An 18,387-nucleotide genomic window follows, 5' to 3' on the forward strand; every position below is an offset into this window, starting at 1 on the left:
GATATCCGCAGGGATCGGCGCGGGGCACGCGCGGATTCCTTCATTGCCAAGCCGGAACACACAGGCGATGCTTCCCGTCATCGCATTCGAGCGCTTCTGGGAGGAACCATCATGCGCAATTATCTCACCGGGACGGCTGTTGCCGCCCTAACCCTTGCCTTTGCAGGCGAAGCGCTGGCCACTGAGTGGAATGTCTCGCTCTGGGGCAAGCGGCGCGCCTTTACTGAACATGTGGAAAAACTGGCCGAACTGGTCAATGAAAAGACCGGTGGCGCGTTCACGCTGAACATCAGCTATGGCGGGCTGTCCAAGAACAAGGAAAACCTCGACGGGATCGAGATCGGCGCCTTCGAGATGGCGCAGTTCTGTGCCGGATATCACCGCGACAAGAACCCCTCGATCACCGTGCTGGAACTGCCCTTTCTGGGTGTGAATTCGTTGGAGCAGGAGATCGAGCTGTCGATGGCGGTCTATCAGCATCCCGCCACGGTCGAGGATCTGGCGCGCTGGAACGCAACGCTGCTGATGCCTTCGCCGCTGCCGCAATACAATCTGGTCGGTGTTGGCGACGCCCCTGCCTCGCTGGCGGATTTCGAGGGTCTCAACGTGCGGGCTACCGGCGGTATCGGCAAGGCGATGGAAACCGTGGGCGCGGTGCCGACATCAATGTCCGCCACCGAAGTGCGTCAGGCGATGGATAGCGGTGTGGTCAAGGCGGTGGCCTTTGCCCCCCATGCGCATATGTCCTTTGGCACCATCGAAAATGGCGCCTGGTGGACCTCGAACCTGAACCCCGGCACGGTAAACTGCCCGGTGGTGGTCAATACCGATGCGCTGAACGACCTGTCGGAGGAACATCGCGCCGCACTGCTGGGCTCGGTCGAGGAATCGCTGGCCCATTACGTGGACAACTACAACAACAACACCATGAACGCCTGGGGTCCGGCGCTGGACGAACGCGGGATAACGCAGGTGACCTTCTCGGACGGGGATATCGAAGCTTTCAAAGCGGCCGCCGCTGCACCTGCCGCCGCGGCCTGGATCGAGGAAAACAAGGCTCGCGGCCTGCCCGCGCAGGAGCTTTATGACCTCGTGACCGGCATGATTGCCGAGGGCAACAGCTAAGCCCGACACCCCGCGCCCCTCAGCGGGGCGCGGGGCTGTGCCCAGCCAACACTTCACATGGAAGGAGCGTCCGTCATGGCCGGTTCATCTCTGGTGCTTTCCGATGACAGTCTGCTCAGCCGGTTGGACCAACGCCTGTACCGCCTTGAGGGGGTGCTGGCCCTGCTCAGCGGTCTGGCGGTGTTTTCGCTGATGCTGCTTGCCGTCGTCTCGGTCGGTGGACGCAACCTGTTCAACCAGCCGCTGCCGGGCTATGTGGACTGGATCGAACAGGCGATGCCGCTGATCGCGTTCATGGGAATCTCTTACACCCAGCGCGATGGCGGCCATATTCGCATGGACATGATCGTCGGCAAGCTGCGCGGACGCACGCTGTATCTGGTCGAGTTCATCACCACGTTTGCGATCCTGATCCTGATGGCGCTGCTGGTCTGGGGCAGCTGGGCGCATTTCGACCGCAGCTTCGATTTCGGTGCGCCGCTGTGGAGCCGCGACAGCTCGATGGATATCGCTCTGCCGATCTGGCCCGCCAAGCTGCTGGCGCCGGTTGCGTTCGGCGTGCTCTGCCTGCGGCTGGTGTTGCAACTTATCGCTTATGGCAAGGCGTTCCGAGACAATGATGCGAGACCAGTGGCGGTGCCACTGATCGCCGATGCCGCGACGCAGGCCGCGATGGAGGCCGAGCATGTCTCGGCCCACGAAGAATAGGGGTAGCAGGCCATGGAACCGATTGAAATTGGTCTGATCGTTTCAGGCGGTATGCTGGTGCTGGTCGTGCTGGGAATGCGGGTGGCCTTTGCCGCCGGGCTTGCCGGGCTCATTGGCCTGATCTGGATCTTCTGGGCCAAGTTCGGCTATGATCCCGAGCGCTTTGGCAAAGCGGTCACCGTTGCGGTCAAGACCGCAGGTCAGGTCCCGCATTCCAAGATCTCGTCCCAGGCGCTGTCGCTGATCCCCACCTTCATCCTGATCGGATATCTCGCCTATTACGCCGGCCTGACCAAGGCGCTGTTTGAGGCCGCCAAGCGCTGGCTGGCCTGGGTGCCGGGCGGGCTGGCCGTCTCCACGGTCTTTGCCACCGCGGGCTTTGCCGCCGTGTCCGGTGCCTCGGTCGCGACCTCGGCGGTCTTTGCCCGCATTGCCATCCCAGAGATGCTGAAGATCGGCTATGACAAACGCTTTGCAGCCGGTGTGGTGGCCGCAGGCGGCACGCTCGCCTCGCTGATCCCGCCCTCGGCCATCTTGGTGATCTACGCAATCATTGTCGAGCAGGATGTGGGCAAACTGCTGCTGGCGGGCTTCATCCCCGGCGCGTTTTCAGCGCTGATCTACGGGCTGCTGATCATCACCATGGCGCTGATGATCAAGGGCTTTGGCCCGCCGGTCTCGGGCTTTACCTGGCGCGAGCGGTTTGTGTCGCTGCCCCCGGCGCTGCCCATCCTCTTTGTTGTCGTGACCATCATCTTCTTTGTCTACAACCCCTTTGGCGGCGATGCCTGGGGAACCCCCACCGAGGGCGGTGCTATCGGGGCTTTCGTGGTGTTCCTGATGGCGCTCTATCGCGGTATGCGGTGGGCCGAGTTGAAGGACGCGCTGCTGGAAACCGCCAAGCTCAGCGTGATGATCTTCACAATCATCTGGGGCGTGCTGATTTATGTGCGCTTCCTGGGTTTTGCCGATCTGCCGGGTGCGTTCTCCGACTGGATCACCTCGCTGACCATGTCTCCAATGCTGATCCTGGTCTGCATCCTGCTGGCCTATGCGGTGCTGGGCATGTTCATGGACGCCATCGGCATGCTGCTCTTGACCCTGCCCGTGGTCTATCCGGCGGTGATGGCGCTGAACGGCGGCGAGGCTGTGTCAGCGGCGGACAGCACCTTTGGCATGAGCGGGCCGATGTGCGCGATCTGGTTCGGGATACTGGTGGTGAAAATGGCCGAGTTCTGCCTGATCACCCCGCCCATCGGGCTCAACTGCTTTGTGGTGGCGGGCGTGCGCGACGACCTGAGCGTGCAGGACGTGTTCAAGGGCGTGACACCCTTCTTCATCGCCGACGCAATCACCATCGCGCTGCTGGTGTCTTTCCCGGCAATCGTGCTGTGGCTGCCCAGTCAGGTCTGAACAGTCGCGGCCATCCGATTTGGCGCAAACGGATCGGCGGGTGACGGTATCCGCGCAGCGGTCGCACCCCCACGCCGACAGGCTGAGACAATTGCGATGGAGGGTTCGTTTTGGGTTTTGACGGTAGATGCATTCTGGTCACCGGCGGCGTCAGCGGGATTGGCCATGCCATTGCGCGCAAGTGTGCCTCAGCCGGTGCGGTTGTTGCCGTTGCGGACCAGAACGAAGCAGGCGCGCGCGACGCGGCTGCCGCTATTACAGCTTCCGGCAGCAAGGCAGTCGCAATAAGAGCCGACATATCCGACCCTGAAGATGTCAGCTGGATGTTCACCTTTGCATCAGCGCTCACCGGGCGAATAAACGGCATGGCGCACTGCGCCGGGATCGCGGCCAACCGCTATGGCACGCCGGAGGAAGTTGCTGAAGTTGCAGCCTTCCTGCTCAGCGAAGCGGCGGCTTACGTGAACGGCGTTGTGATGCCGATTGACGGCGCGTTCATGCGTTCAGGCGTGATCAAAAGAAACATGAACCCTGGTCGCTAGGTATCGGATCAGGCAATTTGATGGTGTGATCCGTTCGTCGGGCGGAAATCTGGAGCGTCTTAATCGGCCATTGATCTCAGAAATGCCGTGACCTCACCATGGAAAGGAATGGACGCTGCGGCACCGGTTTTCTGCACCTTGAGCGCCGCGCCCGCGCTGGCGAAGCGCATGGCCTGCGCGACCGGTTCTCCGGCAGCGTAGCGCGCCAGAAACATGCCAAAAAACGTGTCCCCTGCCCCGGTGGTATCCACTGGATCAATCCGGAAGGCCGGGACCGAGATCTCTTGGCCCTGCGACCAGTGAACGGCCCCTTTGCTGCCATAGGTGATCAGGAAATCGGGCGCGGTTAGATCGCGGTATGACCCGCCTATGGCGGCCTCGAACTGGGCGGTTTCGGTCTCGTTCATCGACACCAGATCCACCTGCCGGATCAGGTCCGGCAGGGTATCGCCATCAAAAGGCGCGGCCACCAGCGCAACCTTCATGCCCTTTTCGCGGGCAATCTTCAGCCCCAGATCATTGGCATTGGTTTCGTTCTGCAACAGCAGCCAGTCGCCCGGCAGCACCCCGGCAAGGGCGGCACGCACCATCTCTTCGGTAAAGCTGTGATTGGCACCGCCATGAATCACGATGCTGTTTTCGGATGCCGCATCCACATAGACGATCGCATGACCAGTGCTGGCCTCAACCTCGGCAATCAGTTCGCCTTTGACGCCCAGATCATCCAGCATCGCGCGCACCTGCGCGTCGCCCTGCCCGACCGCGCCGACATGTCGGATGTCACCACCCGCGCGCAGCGCGGCGACGGTCATGTTCAGCCCCTTGCCGCCCATGTTCACGATATAGTCGCGCGCCGACAGGGTCTCTCCCGGGGTGGGCAGGTGATCGACCAGATAGAGGTGGTCGATATTAATTGAGCCGAGATTGTAGATGGTCACCGGTCACCCCTATTCCAGCGTGGCGACAACATCGAAGAACCGCGCCTTGACTGCCTCGGCATCGATGCCGAGGCAGATGTCGACCGGCGGGTTTGACGGGTCGCGGATTGTCTGGCCCGAGGCCGCTTCGGTCAGGTCGACGGTCAGACCGCTGCGTTCGGTCGTGAACAGCCCCATATGCGTGGCCGCGATCACCGCCGTGGCATCATGCATGGCGCAGCCGGTCTCACCAACGACGGTTTCGTAGAAATTACGGTAGAATTCACTGATCTTCAGCAGGAACCCTCCGGCCTTGGGCGCGGCTTGGGCAAGCGTCACGAAATCCTCGCGCAGACAGAGCGTCTGCATGGTCACATCCAGACCAACCAGCGTGATCTTGGCGCCGGAGGCAAATACCTCGGCAGCGGCATGGGGGTCGTGAAAGATGTTGGCCTCGGCATGGCCGCGGATATTGCCGGGCACGTCCACCGCCCCGCCCATGATGACAATGCGCCCGACATTTGCGGCAAATTTGGGATCAAGCCGCACTGCATCAGCGATGTTGGTCAGCGGAGACACCGCGCAGACGGTCAGTTCGCCGGGATTTTCCCGCGCCATGCGCACCAGAAATTCCGCAGCGCTTTCGTCGATTGGAGCGCGCGTTGTGGCGATGTCGATATGGTCCCCGAACCCTTCGGGTCCGTGCACATGCGCCGAAGGCTTGAACCCGGTCATCTCGTAGGGAGCGGCGGCGCCCTGCGCCACCGGACAGTCCGCGCCCAGAAAGTCGACCAGGTAATTGGCGTTGCGGGTGGCCTGTTCGACCCAGACATTACCGAATACCGAGGTCAGCCCCACCAGTTCGATATCTGGCGCGGCATGGGCGTAAAAGATCGCCATGGCGTCATCCACGCCCGGATCGGTGTCTATGATGATCTTCATCGCTGCCTCCGCTCGCGGCCCGGATCGCGTCAGTACTTACCCGGGAAGACCTGCCAGATACGCCTTTAGCGCGCCCGGATCAAATGGCTTGTGCAACAGCAACGCACCCAGGCGCTCTGCCGTGTCCCGCAGCGCGATGTCGCGATCAGCAGAGACCAGACAGGCCGGCAGCGGGCCAAAGCGGTTGCGGAGCGCCGTGATTGCGTCAGAACCCGACCGCCTGTCATCCAGTTGCATGTCCGCAACCACCACATCGGGTGCGACGCCGATCTCGCCCAGCAGGGCGAAAGCCTCGTCTTCGCTGCAACAGGCCAGCACATCGAGGCCCCATTGTTCCATCGTCACGGTCAGCGCATTGCGCAGTTCCGCGTCATTTTCGATCAGCAGCACGATCAGATGGCCGATCTGCCCGTCCTGCGCTGGCGCGGCCACTCCGGGTTCGGGCGCGGCAACCCGCCCCGCCCTGGGCAATTCGACCCAGAACACGGTGCCCCCACCGGGCTGTGACGACAATCCTAGCGGATGCCCCAGCAAGGCACAGGCCCGTTCAACGATGGCCAGCCCCAGACCCATACCGTCGGCGGCGCTTGCGCTGGCGTTGAGGCGCTGAAACTCGCCAAAGATCCGGTCCTGTTCCTCTTCTTCAATACCAGGTCCGGTGTCCCAGACCTCAACCCGTACTGCCTTTCCCAGATGCCGCACACCGACCAGCACGCGGCCATTATCAGTGTAGCGGATCGCGTTCGATATGAGGTTCTGCAGGATTCGCTGCAGATAGGTGGTGTCGCTTGCAACCTGAACTCCGGTGGCCAGGACCCTGAAATCCAACCCTTTGGCATCGGCCATCGGTCGCCACTCGTCGCGCAGCTGGTTCAGCATCAGACCCAGCGAGACCGGAAGCACATGCACGCTGGCCTGCCCCGAATCCAGTTTCGAGATATCAAGCAGCGCGCCCAGAATGGTCTCGACGCTTTGCAGCGCTTTGGTCGCCTTGGAGGCCATCTCGCCGGGCGGGCCCCCGGCAAGCTCCTGTTCAAGTGACGCCAGATAGAGCTTGGCCGCCGACAAAGGCTGCAGCAGATCATGCGAGGCCGCCGCGACAAAGCGCGATTTCGAGGCGTTGGCCCGTTCTGCTTCGCTCAGTGCATCCTCAAGGTCCAATGTGCGGTCCAGAACACGTTGCTCCAGCGTTTCCTTGGCCTCGATCACCGCCCGGATCGCCTGCCGTTCCGAGGTGACATCGGTAAAGCTGATCACGAAACCGCCATCGGGCATCTGCTGCATGAAAACGGTCAGCACCCGACTGCCACGGCCCTGGATTTCGAACGAAAGCGGCTCCCGCCTGCCCTTGTGACCGGCCCAGTCCAGCACCAGCCGGGGCGAGGCATGGTCGGAAAAGCTGTAATCGCCGCGCAACCGCTTGAAGATCGTCGAGAATCGGTTACCGATTTGAAACTGGCCCACCGGGATCGACAGCAATGCGCCCGCCCGGCGGTTCCAGCCAACCAACCTGCCCTGCGTATCGAAGATGCAGACCCCCTGTTCGAGATGTTCCAACGTCGCCCGGATCAGCCGCGCCTGATCATCGAGCATGCGCTCACGTTCGCGGCGTTCCAACCGCATGATGTCGGTCACATCGGTCTGCAGGATCACGGTACCGCCATCGGTCGTGCGGTGTTCGCTGACCTGAACCCAGCGCTTGCCGGTCATTCGCGCGTTGAAGATGACCGAGTTGTCCTGATGATGCCGCATCCGCCGCTGTGCCCAGGCTTGCGGCGTCTCGCCATCCGGAAGCGACAGAAACACACTCTGGCTGACCACCTGCACATAATCCGCAAAACCCAGCCCGGGTTTCAACTGATCGCGGATGTCGGGCATATGCATGCCGAACCGGCTGTTGCACATGACCAGTTCGTCCGCAGCATTGAACAGCGCGAACCCCTCCTGCACCGTCTCGATCGCGTTAGCGAGGTTGGATCGGGCGGCTTCGGTCTCGCGGTTGGCGATGGCCAGCCTGGCATTCGATTCGTTGAGCAGATCCAGCGCACGTTCCAGGTCCTGCGTGCGCGAGCGGACCTCTTCCTCCAGCATCACGGCGCGCTGGAACTGGGTATAGGCCAAACCCGAAGCGTCGGTGTCCTGTTCAACCCGGCGCATCAGGGTTTCGGTGATCCTGAGCAGTTTCTCGTTCTGCCGGGCCAGCGAATCTCGTGGGTCGATCAAGGCATGCGGCATGGGTTACGCCCCCTTGGGCGGATAGATCGCAACGCCGGTCAAGGTCTGGTTCACATGCATCGAGTTGATCTGTTCACCATAGGTACTGAACCCCACGACCCGGTTTTCTGCCAATATCCGCGACAGCTGGCCAGTTTTCTGCTTCTGTTGCGCCTCAAGCTTTCGCAACAGGCAGTCGCAGGCCAGAATGATGTCGGGCGGACCCTCTGCGGTCAGCGCGTCCAGCTCGGATTGCAGATGCTCGCCCATGTCGCGCGGATCGGCCAAGGTCAATACAACCCCTTCGTCGATGGCTGAAAAGAAAACCAGATCGCCGTTTTCGGCAACCTGCTGGATCGAACGTACGTGATGCTGTCCACCCAACCGGACCACGACCGGATGCGCCGCAAAGGTGAACGTGTCGAGTTGTTCCGGGTCCTTGCCCAGCAGGCGGGCATATTCGCGCGCGGCGGGTTCGGCGTTGATCTCATGCACGATCCGTCGCGCCGGATCGGCGCCTGTCACCACCATGCGCTGCTCGGTCGGCAGCAGGTGGTCGGTATTGAACACCCGGATCGGGCAATTCGTGCGCACCTGAACCAGCACCGCCGCATTCGACCGCACAACCCCGTCATACAGGACATAAGCCTGCCCGAAATCGGTGCCGTCCCCGGACGAGCCGCCAAAGAGTGGAACCGGTCCAAGCCCGGGGGCCAGATCGGCGGTCAGCGCGTCTTCCTTGATTGACAGCCCGTCGATCATCATGAAGGTGAATTCGAAAGGCCAGTCGGGCGTTTCGCGCGCCATCTCGTTTCGGTGACGGATGATCTGATCGATCAGACCCTGACTGTCATAACTGTCCAGATCGTCAATCTGCAGAACCCGGGTGCAGAAATTGCCGCGCGGCAGGCCAATGGCGACGATCCCGCCATCGGAATACCCCTGTCCGGACAGCTCACCAGCGGTAGTGCATCCAACTACGTGGGCCGGGGCCAGCAAGTGCTGCGCCTGCGCCGTCACCAGCGGTAGATCGGCGGTGGGTGAGGCGAACAGGATCACAAGCTCCAGATCCGCAGGCAGAAGATCGCGCGCGAGGTGCTCAACCGCATCGGGATCACTGGCATCTGCAAAGGCTGAGCGCACGATTTCCGGGGCGCTCGCCAGCGCCCGCGCAAGACCGAGGGCCTGGCTCATCGGGTCTCCTCCCCATTTTGTGGGCGGATCGTACGCGGCCTAGACGCTGTCTTGCAAGGTGTTGGCGAAACTGGTGCTCTTGGCGATCAGCACTGCCTGGGTCCGGCTCTGGACCCCCAGCTTGCGCATGATCGCAGTGACATGCGCCTTGACCGTGGTTTCCGCGATCGACAGGTCATAGGCGATCTGCTTGTTCAGCTTGCCCTCGCAGATCAGTTGCAGGATGCGCGCCTGCTGCTTGGTCAGCGAGGCCAGGCGCGAGATCGCATCATCCGGCCCAGCCTCTTCTCGGTCCAGCAGCACATGGCCCGGCGGTAGAAAGCGCTGCCCGTCATGCAACACCCGGAAGGCGGCCTGGAACACTTCGCGCTGGCTGTGCTTGGGTACAAACCCTGACGCGCCCGCATGAATGGCCGCGCTGATGACCCGGTCATCATCCATTGAGGACACCACGATCACCGGCACCTTGACCATGTTCTTCAGCCGCACCAACCCCTCGAGCCCGTTCACATCCGGCAGGTTCAGGTCCAGCACGATCACATCGGGCGTGCCGTTCTGTGTCACAATCTGCACGGCACTGTCCAGATCGGCTGCCGTCCACACCTCGCTGATCCCGATCGACGCCTTGAGCGTCATCGACAGGGCATCGCAGAAGAGCGGGTGGTCATCCACGATCAGGGCAGAGTTGAATTCGGGGGCCGGAGGTGCCGTCAAACTGCTCATGGATTTCTTTCGGTTGCGCGGGCGTGTCTTATGCCCGCAAGATGCCATATCGCATCCTACGTGCCGAAAGGTCGTGGCTTCAATGCAGAGATGTGAGGAAACCGGGGCGGTGTGCCCTTTGACGGGCGCGGCCGGAATGCGCAACTGCGCCTTTGGTCGAATATGCCAGCCTGTCCCTTGCGCATAGGTTCGAACCACAATTTGGAGATTACAGCATGCAACTGAGCGACAGCCGCGAAATCGCCGCTCCCCGCCCCGAGGTCTGGGCCAACCTGCTTTCTGCCGAAACCCTCAAGGGTTGTGTACCGGGATGCCAGGAAATGACCGGGTCCGCCGCCGAGGGGTTCGAGGCCGTCGTCGTGCAGAAGGTCGGCCCGGTGAAGGCGACGTTCAAGGGCGCGGTGACCATCTCGGATGTGGTCGATGGCGAAAGCCTGACACTGACCGGCGAGGGCAAGGGCGGTGCTGCAGGCTTTGCCAAGGGTGGTGCCAAGGTGAAACTCAGCGATGGTGACAATGGCGCGACGCGTCTGGAATATGATGTCGAAGCCAAGGTCGGCGGCAAGCTGGCGCAGCTTGGCAGCCGCATCATCGACGGCTTTGCAAAGAAGATGGCCGACCAGTTTTTCGAAAGGTTTCAGCAGTCTGTCGAAGGGCCGGTCGAAGAAACTGTAGCCGAACGCGATGAATCATCCCAAGATGGCGATGGGGAAGCAAAGAAAAAGGGCTGGCTCGGGCGTGTTCTGGGCAGCAAGAAAGACAAATAGGGAGGAAAGGTCATATGACCAAGGTGACCATGACGATCAACGGGAAACCCAGGTCCGGCGAAGCGGAGGGGCGCACATTGCTGGCGTCGTTCCTGCGCGAAGAGCTGGGGCTGACCGGAACCCATGTGGGCTGCGACACCAGCCAATGCGGCGCCTGCGTGGTGCATGTGGACGGCAAAGCCGTCAAAAGCTGCACCATGTTCGCGCTCGAGGCTGACGGCGCGCAGGTCGACACGATCGAAGGACAGGCTGACGCGGATGGCACGCTCAACTCGCTCCAGCAGGCCTTTCAGGATTATCACGGTCTGCAATGCGGCTTCTGTACGCCGGGCATGGTGATGAGCGCGGCGGCGCTGCTCAAGGACAACCCCAAACCCAGCGAGGCGGAAATCCGTCATTATCTGGAGGGTAATATCTGCCGCTGCACCGGCTATCACAACATCGTCCGCGCCATTCTGGCCGCCAGCGGTCAGGACGTGCCCGCCGTGGCCGCCGAATAACCCGAACCAGGGAGGAGAATTTACATGCCTAAAGACAGTGGCATCGGCGCCAGCCCAAAGCGGCGCGAAGACATCCGGTTTCTGACCGGAACCGGTAACTATACCGACGACATCAACATCAACGGCCAGACCTATGCCTGGTTCATCCGCTCGGATGTGGCCCATGGCACGATCAACAGCATCGACGCTTCCGCCGCCGAAGCGATGGAGGGTGTACTCAAGGTGTTCACCTCTGCCGATTTCGCGGAAGCCGGGGGAATTCCCTGCGGCTGGGAGGTGACCGACCGGCATGGCCAGCCCATGCAGGAACCCAAACACCCGATCCTCGCCGAGGGCAAGGTGCGCCATGTTGGCGACCCGATTGCCGTGGTTGTGGCCGAGACGCTGGAACAGGCCCGCGACGCCGCCGAGGCGGTCGAGATCGATATCGACGAGCTTGAGGCGGTCATCGACATGAAAGCCGCCGTGGCCGAGGGCGCAACCAAGGTCCATGACGATCTGACCTCGAACCTTTGCTATGACTGGGGTTTTGTCGAAGAGAACCGCGAAGCGGTGGATGAGGCGATCAAATCCGCAGCCCATGTCACCACGCTGGAATTGGTCAACAACCGCGTCGTTGCCAACCCGATGGAACCCCGCGTGGCCGTTGGCGACTATAATCGCGCAGGCGATGAGCATACACTCTACACCACCAGCCAGAACCCGCATGTGATCCGCCTGCTGATGGGCGCGTTTGTGCTGTCCATCCCCGAGCACAAGCTGCGGGTGGTAGCCCCCGATGTGGGCGGCGGTTTCGGTGCCAAGATCTATCACTACGCCGAAGAAGCGTTTGTGACCTATGCCGCCAAGGTGCTGAACCGTCCGGTCAAATGGACGTCGAGCCGGTCCGAGGCCTTCATCTCGGACGCCCATGGCCGCGATCACGTGACCAAGATTGAACTGGCGATGGACGAAAACCACAAGTTCACCGCAGTTCGCACCGATACCTATGCCAACATGGGCGCTTACCTGAGCACCTTTGCACCATCCGTACCCACCTGGCTGCACGGCACGCTTATGGCGGGCAACTACATCACGCCGCTGATTTATGTGAATGTGAAGGCGGTCTTCACCAACACAGTGCCGGTGGACGCCTATCGCGGCGCGGGCCGCCCCGAGGCGACCTTCCAATTGGAACGCGTGATCGACAAGGCCGCGCGCGAGCTGGGCATGGACCCGGTCGAGTTGCGGCGCAAGAACTTTATTCAGCCCGATCAGTTCCCCTACGACACGCCTGTGGCCGTCACCTATGACACCGGAAACTATGACGCGACGATGGACAAGGCGCTTGAGGTTGCCGACTATGCCGGGTTCGAAGCACGCCGCGCCGAAAGCGAAGCGCGCGGCAAGCTGCGCGGTATCGGCGTGGCCCATTATATCGAGGCCTGCGGCATCGCGCCGTCGAACCTTGTGGGCCAATTGGGCGCCCGCGCCGGGCTTTATGAATCCGCGACCGTGCGGGTGAACGCCACCGGCTCGATCAGTGTCTTCACCGGATCGCATAGCCACGGCCAGGGCCACGAGACCACCTTTGCACAGGTCGTGTCCGAGATGATTGGTGTGGATGCCAGCCAGATCGATATCGTGCATGGCGACACCTCCAAAGTGCCGATGGGCATGGGCACTTACGGGTCCCGCTCTATCGCGGTGGGGGGCTCGGCCATGGTGCGCGCGACCGAGAAGATCATCAACAAGGCCAAAAAGATCGCGGCCCACCTGATGGAAGCCTCGGAGGCGGATATCGAGCTGAAGGACGGTGCCTTCAGCGTCGCGGGCACCGACAAGTCGGTGGCCTGGGGCGATGTCACTTTGGCGGCCTATGTGCCGCATAACTACCCGCTGGAGGATATCGAACCGGGGTTGGAGGAAAGCGCCTTCTACGATCCAGCCAACTTCACCTACCCGTCGGGCGCCTATATCTGCGAGTTGGAAGTGGACCCCGAAACCGGGGTGATCGACATGCTGAACTTCACTGCGGCTGATGATTTCGGCAATGTCATCAACCCGATGATCGTCGAAGGTCAGGTCCATGGCGGCCTGGCCCAGGGCATCGGTCAGGCGCTGATGGAGGCATGCATTTATGACGAGAACGGCCAGCTGCTGAGCGGGTCTTTCATGGACTACACGATGCCACGCGCTGACGACATGCCGATGATGAACGTCGACCATTCCTGCCAGACGCCGTGTACCCACAACCCGCTGGGCGTGAAGGGCTGCGGCGAGGCCGGGGCCATCGGATCGCCGCCTGCGGTGGTGAATGCGGTGATCGATGCGCTGCACCGGGCCGGACACAAGGTGGAGCATATCGACATGCCCGTGTCTCCGGCGCGCGTCTGGAAAGCGATGCATGGGTGAGACCGGGAGGAACGTGGGGGCCAGCCCCCCACACCCCTCGGGATATTTATAGCCAGATGAAGGGCGGATCGACGCTCTTTGGGAAGGTAAGACAAGATGTACAACTTTGAGTTTGTAAAACCCTCGACGGTCGAAGAAGCCGCGGCCGCCTTGCAGGGTGAGGGCGCGCAGGCGCTTGGTGGCGGGCAGACCCTGCTGCCGACGATGAAACAGCGGCTGGCCTCGCCGGAAACGCTGGTCAGCCTGACCGGTGTTGAAGGTATGGTGGGCATTTCCGCTGGGGACGGTACCGTCACCGTGGGTGGGGCCACCACCCATGCGCAGGTGGCGTCCGAGGCGGCCTCGGCCTATCCGGCGCTGGCGGCGCTCGCGGGCCAGATCGGCGATCCGGCGGTGCGCAATCGCGGCACGATTGGCGGGTCGCTGGCCAACAATGACCCGGCGGCCTGCTACCCGTCGGCGGCGCTGGGATCGGGCGCGTCTATCTCGACCAACAAGCGCAATATCGCGGCGGACGACTATTTCCAGGGCATGTTCGAAACCGCGCTGGACGAGGATGAGATCGTCACCTCGGTCAGTTTCCCGGTGCCCGAAGCCGCAAGCTATCAGAAGTTCCTGCAGCCTGCCTCGCGCTTTGCCCTGACCGGCGTGTTTGTGGCGAAATTCCCCGGCGGTGTCCGTGTGGCGGTCACCGGAGCGTCCAATAACGGCGTGTTCCGCTGGACCGAGGCCGAAGAGGCGCTGAGCAAGGAATTCCGCGCCGATGCGCTGATGGATCTGCGGATCAACCATCTGAACATGATCAGCGACCTGCATGGGTCGCAGGAATACCGGGCGCATCTGGTCGGTGTCATGACGAGACGCGCGGTGGACGCGGCGGGTTGAACCCGGCAGAAACCTTAAAAGACCCCATTCATGTGGGGTCTTTTTCATTTCGGTGCAGTTGCGCGTGGGTTCGGTAAAATTTTTTTGCCTTATGTGGCCTGGATTACAGAACTGCTCACAAAATTGTGGCTCAATGAGGTCATGCGGTAAGATATTCGCCGCTGTAGTTTGGGGGCAATTGACCGAAACTATTCAACCGAAGCGCACGATAATTTTCTGCGTTGGCCTGGTATTTCCGACAGGCCGCGCCTCCGGAGATCGATTTTCGATCAGTGAGTGACCCGGTGATGAACATGCGCGACAGAAACGATTATAGGCCGCGATGCGGTGTTTGATTTTGACGCTCTCCCAAAGGCGTGGTGTACCGAAACGGGTTGTCCCCGTTTCGGTTTCCATTTTTCTGCACCCGGCTTTGCGATACTCTGACTGACGCGATCACGAGTGTGACGGGCGCCGGTTCTGCGACAGGCTGCCCAGCACCAACACGATCGCCGCCACACAAGCCACGCCCGAGGCCACCAGAATCACGGTTCGGAAATCATAGGCCTGGGCGATCAGACCTGCGGCCGGACCCGCCAGGATCCCGGTCACCATCAGCGTGTTCCAATAGAGTGCGGTTGCCCGCGCGGGCCGGTTCGGAGCAAAGGACTGGACAAAGCTGATCCCAAGGCTGGCATACAGCCCATAATAGAACCCCTCCATCGCCGCACCGGCCAGCATCTGCGGATAGCTTTCCACCGAGGCCAGTACCTGAATGGTAACGATCGCCAGCAGCGTCACTGCCAACAGTGATCTCCGCAATCCGAATCGCGCGATCAGGTAGGGCGTCGAAAAGATCGCGAACACCTCGACAAAGGTCTTCACGCTGAAGGCGGTGCCCGGCGCATAGCCGGGCAGGCCTACTTCTTGCACGTAATAGAGCGGCAGTGCCGAGAAGGTCAGTGAATGTGCCGTCGACAGGCAAAACACAAACGCCGCCGCCAGCCACAGCCCGGTGTTAAGACCGCCCTGCCCTTGCTTGGATGATTGATCGTCTTTGGTCTCAAGGCGCATGTCATGCGGCACGGCCCGCCACCACAGCGCCAGCCAGAGCAGCGACAGGATCGCGCTTAGCTTGAACACCGCCGTCGCGCCCAGTTGATCGGCAACCAGAAAGGATACCGCCGGGCCGATCATCCACGCGGTCGAGGTGGTCGCCCGCATGTAGGCGTTGAACCGGCTGCGGGCGATCCCATGCCGTTCGGCCATGCTTCCACCAAGGCTGAACAAGGTCGAAACTGTACTGGTGCTGATCCCGAAGCCCAGCACACCAACGCTCAGCACCACCCAGAAGACAGGCGCGATCGACAGCACAAGATTGGCGATCAGAAAAGCGGTCGCGGCGATACCGATCAGCGGAAAGGCATTGGCCCCACCATCCAGCCGCACGGCGAAATTGCGGTTCACCAGAATCGCCAGGCAGGACACCAGCCCGGCATAGATGCTGATCGTCCAGGGCTCGTGCCCAAGCCCGTTGACGATAAAGAACCCCATATACGGCACGATCATTGCGCTGCAGACAGTTCCCACGAAAAGAAGCAGCAAGAAAGGCAGCAGCGCGGCGGGAAATGTCCTGAACATGACACTCAACCAAAAAGTGAAATTCTATGCCAGTGGCATCGCATGTGTGATCGCATAGAACAAGCCTCGCATCGGCACCAGTTGGCATCAGGGCACGGAACGGCAACACTGCCACCAAGAAAGCCTCTGCCCAGACAGGACCCGGCCCATGCCCCGATTACATTTCTGGTACGAATTCGCCTCGACATATTCCTATCTCAGCGCCATGCGGATCGAGGGGTGCTGCCGCGCCAGGGGGATTGACGTGATCTGGCACCCGTTCCTGCTTGGCCCGATCTTCCACGCGCAGGGGTGGGAAACCTCGCCTTTCAACATTTACGAAGCCAAGGGTCGATACATGTGGTGTGATCTGGAGCGTCGCGCGGCGGCACACGGGTTGCCACCGGTGCATCGCCCTGATCCGTTTCCGCAAAATGGCCTGCTTGCCGCGCGGATCGCCACCATCGGTGCCGAGGCCACCTGGGCCCCCGCTTTCACGCGCGCTGTCTATAGCGCGCAGTTCGCGACAGGGGCGTGTATCAGCGACGCTGAATTCCTGACTTGCCTGCTCGACAGCCTTGATCAGGATGGGCCGGAAATTGTCCACAGCGCGCAAACCGACCCTGCTGTCAAGGACGGGCTGCGCAAGTCTACGGAAACGGCGCAATCTCTGGGCCTGTTCGGCGCACCGAGCTTCACCACCGATGACGGAGAGCTGTTCTGGGGCGACGACCGGCTTGAGGAGGCTATGGGCTGGGCCGCGCGCCCAAAAACCTGAGCGCGCCGCCTGACCCGTTACACCGAAAGGCAGATGTATTTCATCTCCAGGTAATCCTCGATCCCGTGATGGCTGCCTTCGCGGCCAAGACCCGATTGCTTGACGCCACCAAAGGGGCCGACCTCGGTCGAGATGATACCGGTATTGACGCCAACAATGCCATATTCGAGCGCCTCGGCGACCTTGTAGACCCGGCTCAGATCCTTGGCATAGAAATAAGAGGCAAGGCCGAAGATCGTGTCATTGGCCATGGCGATGACCTGGTCCTCATCCTCGAATTTGAAGAGTGGCGCGAGGGGACCAAAGGTTTCTTCCTGAGCGACCTTCATGTCCTGGGTCACCCCAGTGACGACGGTGGGTTCATAAAACGTCCCGCCCAAAGCGTGCCGTTTGCCACCGGTCAGAACCTGCCCACCATGGGCGGTCACGTCCTGCAGATGCTCTTCGACCTTGGCCACAGCCTCGGCGCTGATCAACGGGCCGGTGGTGACGCCTTCGGTCAGCCCGTCGCCGACGTTCAGCTTCTCGACTGCCACTTTCAGCTTGGCGGCAAAAGCGTCATAGACGCCGGCCTGCACATAGATGCGGTTGGCGCAGACGCAGGTCTGGCCATTGTTGCGGAACTTGCACAGCATCGCGCCTTCCACGGCCGCATCAAGGTCGGCGTCGTCGAACACGATGAACGGTGCGTTGCCGCCCAATTCCATCGAGCATTTCATGACCTGCTCGGCGGATTGGCGCAGCAGAATGCGGCCCACCTCGGTCGAGCCGGTGAAGGTTAGCTTGCGCACCACCGGGTTTTCGCAGAACTCCTTGCCGATCTCGCTGGCCGAGGATGAGGGAACGATGTTCAGCACCCCGGCAGGAAGGCCCGCACGTTCTGCCAGCACGCCCAGCACCAGCGCCGAGAGCGGGGTTTCCGAGGCCGGGCGCGCAACAAAGGCGCAACCCGCCGCCAGCGCCGGACCCGCCTTGCGGGTGATCATCGCGTTGGGAAAGTTCCACGGCGTGATCGAGGCTGCCACGCCGATGGGCTGTTTCAGCACCATGATCCGCTTGTCGCGCTGGTGTCCGGGGATCGTCTCGCCATAGATGCGTTTCGCCTCTTCACCGAAGAATTCGATGAAGGAGGCGCCATAGCCGATCTCACCCACCGCCTCGGCCAGCGGTTTGCCCTGTTCGGCGCTCAGGATTTTGCCAAGGTCATCGGCGTTTTCGATCATCAGCTCGAACCAGCGGCGCAGGATCACCGCGCGCTCTTTGCCTGTCAGCCTGACCCAGTCCTTCTGCGCGGCTTCCGCGGCGGCGATGGCTTGTGCAACCTGTGCACGGCTCAGATCGGCGACCTCTGCGATCACATCCCCGCGTGCCGGGTTGGAAACCGCGAATGTGCCTTTGGCGCCATCCACCCACTGCCCGTTGATATAGGCTTGCGTGACCAGCAGTGAGGGGTCTTTCAGCATTGATTTCAGATCGGTGGCGGTGTCGAGCATAGTGATTCTCCGAAGGGTGTTGGATTCCGGCATCGCGGATCGTTGTCGCAACGCTAGTTGAGCCCGCGCGCCTGTGAAAGGGCCAGTTTTACCTGCCGAACGATCCAGATTGGCGGGGTCGCGACACTTGGCCGGAACAGTTTGCTCGACACCGCCGGACCCATTTGCCACATATACCAGTGAACCCCGAACC

At 61.6% G+C, this 18,387-nt stretch carries 16 protein-coding genes; 9 read left to right on the forward strand and 7 right to left on the reverse strand.

Annotated elements, in window-relative coordinates; genetic code table 11:
- The first annotated feature begins 111 nt into the window (after positions 1-111).
- The 4 genes from M3P21_RS03400 to M3P21_RS03415 all read left to right on the forward strand — a co-directional run bounded on the left by M3P21_RS03400 (position 112) and on the right by M3P21_RS03415 (position 3,788).
- Positions 112-1,125, forward strand: a complete 1,014-nt coding sequence (locus M3P21_RS03400; protein WP_249706803.1) for a C4-dicarboxylate TRAP transporter substrate-binding protein — start codon at positions 112-114, stop codon at positions 1,123-1,125.
- Between the two features lie 75 nt (positions 1,126-1,200).
- Positions 1,201-1,833 (forward strand): TRAP transporter small permease subunit, encoded by a 633-nt coding sequence (locus M3P21_RS03405; RefSeq protein WP_249706805.1) that lies wholly within the window; start codon positions 1,201-1,203, stop codon positions 1,831-1,833.
- Between the two features lie 12 nt (positions 1,834-1,845).
- Positions 1,846-3,246 carry a TRAP transporter large permease gene (locus tag M3P21_RS03410; RefSeq protein WP_249706807.1) on the forward strand — a complete coding sequence of 467 codons (1,401 nt, stop codon included), beginning with the start codon at positions 1,846-1,848 and terminating at the stop codon, positions 3,244-3,246.
- Between the two features lie 110 nt (positions 3,247-3,356).
- Positions 3,357-3,788 carry an SDR family oxidoreductase gene (locus M3P21_RS03415; protein WP_249706809.1) on the forward strand — a complete coding sequence of 144 codons (432 nt, stop codon included), beginning with the start codon at positions 3,357-3,359 and terminating at the stop codon, positions 3,786-3,788.
- A 59-nt stretch (positions 3,789-3,847) separates the two neighbouring features.
- On the opposite strand, the gene M3P21_RS03420 is transcribed toward M3P21_RS03415, so the two are convergent.
- The 5 genes from M3P21_RS03420 to M3P21_RS03440 are packed head-to-tail and all read right to left on the reverse strand — an operon-like array spanning position 3,848 to position 9,778.
- Positions 3,848-4,726, reverse strand: coding sequence for a ribokinase (locus M3P21_RS03420; protein ID WP_249706811.1), 879 nt, complete (start codon positions 4,724-4,726; stop codon positions 3,848-3,850).
- Between the two features lie 9 nt (positions 4,727-4,735).
- Positions 4,736-5,647, reverse strand: coding sequence for a nucleoside hydrolase (locus M3P21_RS03425; protein WP_249706813.1), 912 nt, complete (start codon positions 5,645-5,647; stop codon positions 4,736-4,738).
- 36 nt (positions 5,648-5,683) lie between these two features.
- Complete coding sequence (locus M3P21_RS03430; RefSeq protein ID WP_249706814.1) at positions 5,684-7,882, reverse strand: PAS-domain containing protein; 2,199 nt, start codon at positions 7,880-7,882, stop codon at positions 5,684-5,686.
- Between the two features lie 3 nt (positions 7,883-7,885).
- On the reverse strand, positions 7,886-9,055 hold the full coding sequence (locus M3P21_RS03435; protein WP_249706815.1) for an FIST N-terminal domain-containing protein: 1,170 nt from the start codon (positions 9,053-9,055) through the stop codon (positions 7,886-7,888).
- A 39-nt stretch (positions 9,056-9,094) separates the two neighbouring features.
- Complete coding sequence (locus M3P21_RS03440) at positions 9,095-9,778, reverse strand: response regulator (RefSeq protein WP_249706816.1); 684 nt, start codon at positions 9,776-9,778, stop codon at positions 9,095-9,097.
- Between the two features lie 215 nt (positions 9,779-9,993).
- Between M3P21_RS03440 and M3P21_RS03445 the strand changes: the two genes are divergently transcribed.
- The 4 genes from M3P21_RS03445 (at position 9,994) to M3P21_RS03460 (ending at position 14,324) form a co-directional block, all read left to right on the forward strand.
- Complete coding sequence (locus tag M3P21_RS03445; protein ID WP_249706817.1) at positions 9,994-10,545, forward strand: SRPBCC family protein; 552 nt, start codon at positions 9,994-9,996, stop codon at positions 10,543-10,545.
- Positions 10,546-10,559: 14 nt separating this feature from the next.
- Entirely contained in the window at positions 10,560-11,045 is a 486-nt protein-coding gene (locus tag M3P21_RS03450; protein WP_249706818.1) for a (2Fe-2S)-binding protein, read from the forward strand.
- Between the two features lie 24 nt (positions 11,046-11,069).
- A complete protein-coding gene (locus M3P21_RS03455; RefSeq protein ID WP_249706819.1) occupies positions 11,070-13,439 on the forward strand; it encodes a xanthine dehydrogenase family protein molybdopterin-binding subunit in 2,370 nt (789 codons plus the stop codon).
- A 96-nt stretch (positions 13,440-13,535) separates the two neighbouring features.
- Positions 13,536-14,324, forward strand: coding sequence for an FAD binding domain-containing protein (locus tag M3P21_RS03460; protein ID WP_249706820.1), 789 nt, complete (start codon positions 13,536-13,538; stop codon positions 14,322-14,324).
- A 435-nt stretch (positions 14,325-14,759) separates the two neighbouring features.
- Here the strand turns inward: M3P21_RS03460 and M3P21_RS03465 are convergent, their stop codons facing one another.
- On the reverse strand, positions 14,760-15,944 hold the full coding sequence (locus tag M3P21_RS03465) for an MFS transporter (RefSeq protein WP_249706822.1): 1,185 nt from the start codon (positions 15,942-15,944) through the stop codon (positions 14,760-14,762).
- A 148-nt stretch (positions 15,945-16,092) separates the two neighbouring features.
- Here M3P21_RS03465 and M3P21_RS03470 point away from each other — a divergent pair, with 148 nt between their 5' ends.
- Complete coding sequence (locus M3P21_RS03470) at positions 16,093-16,701, forward strand: 2-hydroxychromene-2-carboxylate isomerase (RefSeq protein ID WP_249706824.1); 609 nt, start codon at positions 16,093-16,095, stop codon at positions 16,699-16,701.
- Positions 16,702-16,718: 17 nt separating this feature from the next.
- Here M3P21_RS03470 and M3P21_RS03475 read toward each other — a convergent pair whose 3' ends face one another.
- Positions 16,719-18,194, reverse strand: a complete 1,476-nt coding sequence (locus tag M3P21_RS03475; protein ID WP_249706826.1) for an NAD-dependent succinate-semialdehyde dehydrogenase — start codon at positions 18,192-18,194, stop codon at positions 16,719-16,721.
- Positions 18,195-18,387: the final 193 nt, after the last annotated feature.

This window comes from Ruegeria spongiae (assembly GCF_023502395.1).
Classification (GTDB): domain Bacteria; phylum Pseudomonadota; class Alphaproteobacteria; order Rhodobacterales; family Rhodobacteraceae; genus Ruegeria_C; species Ruegeria_C spongiae.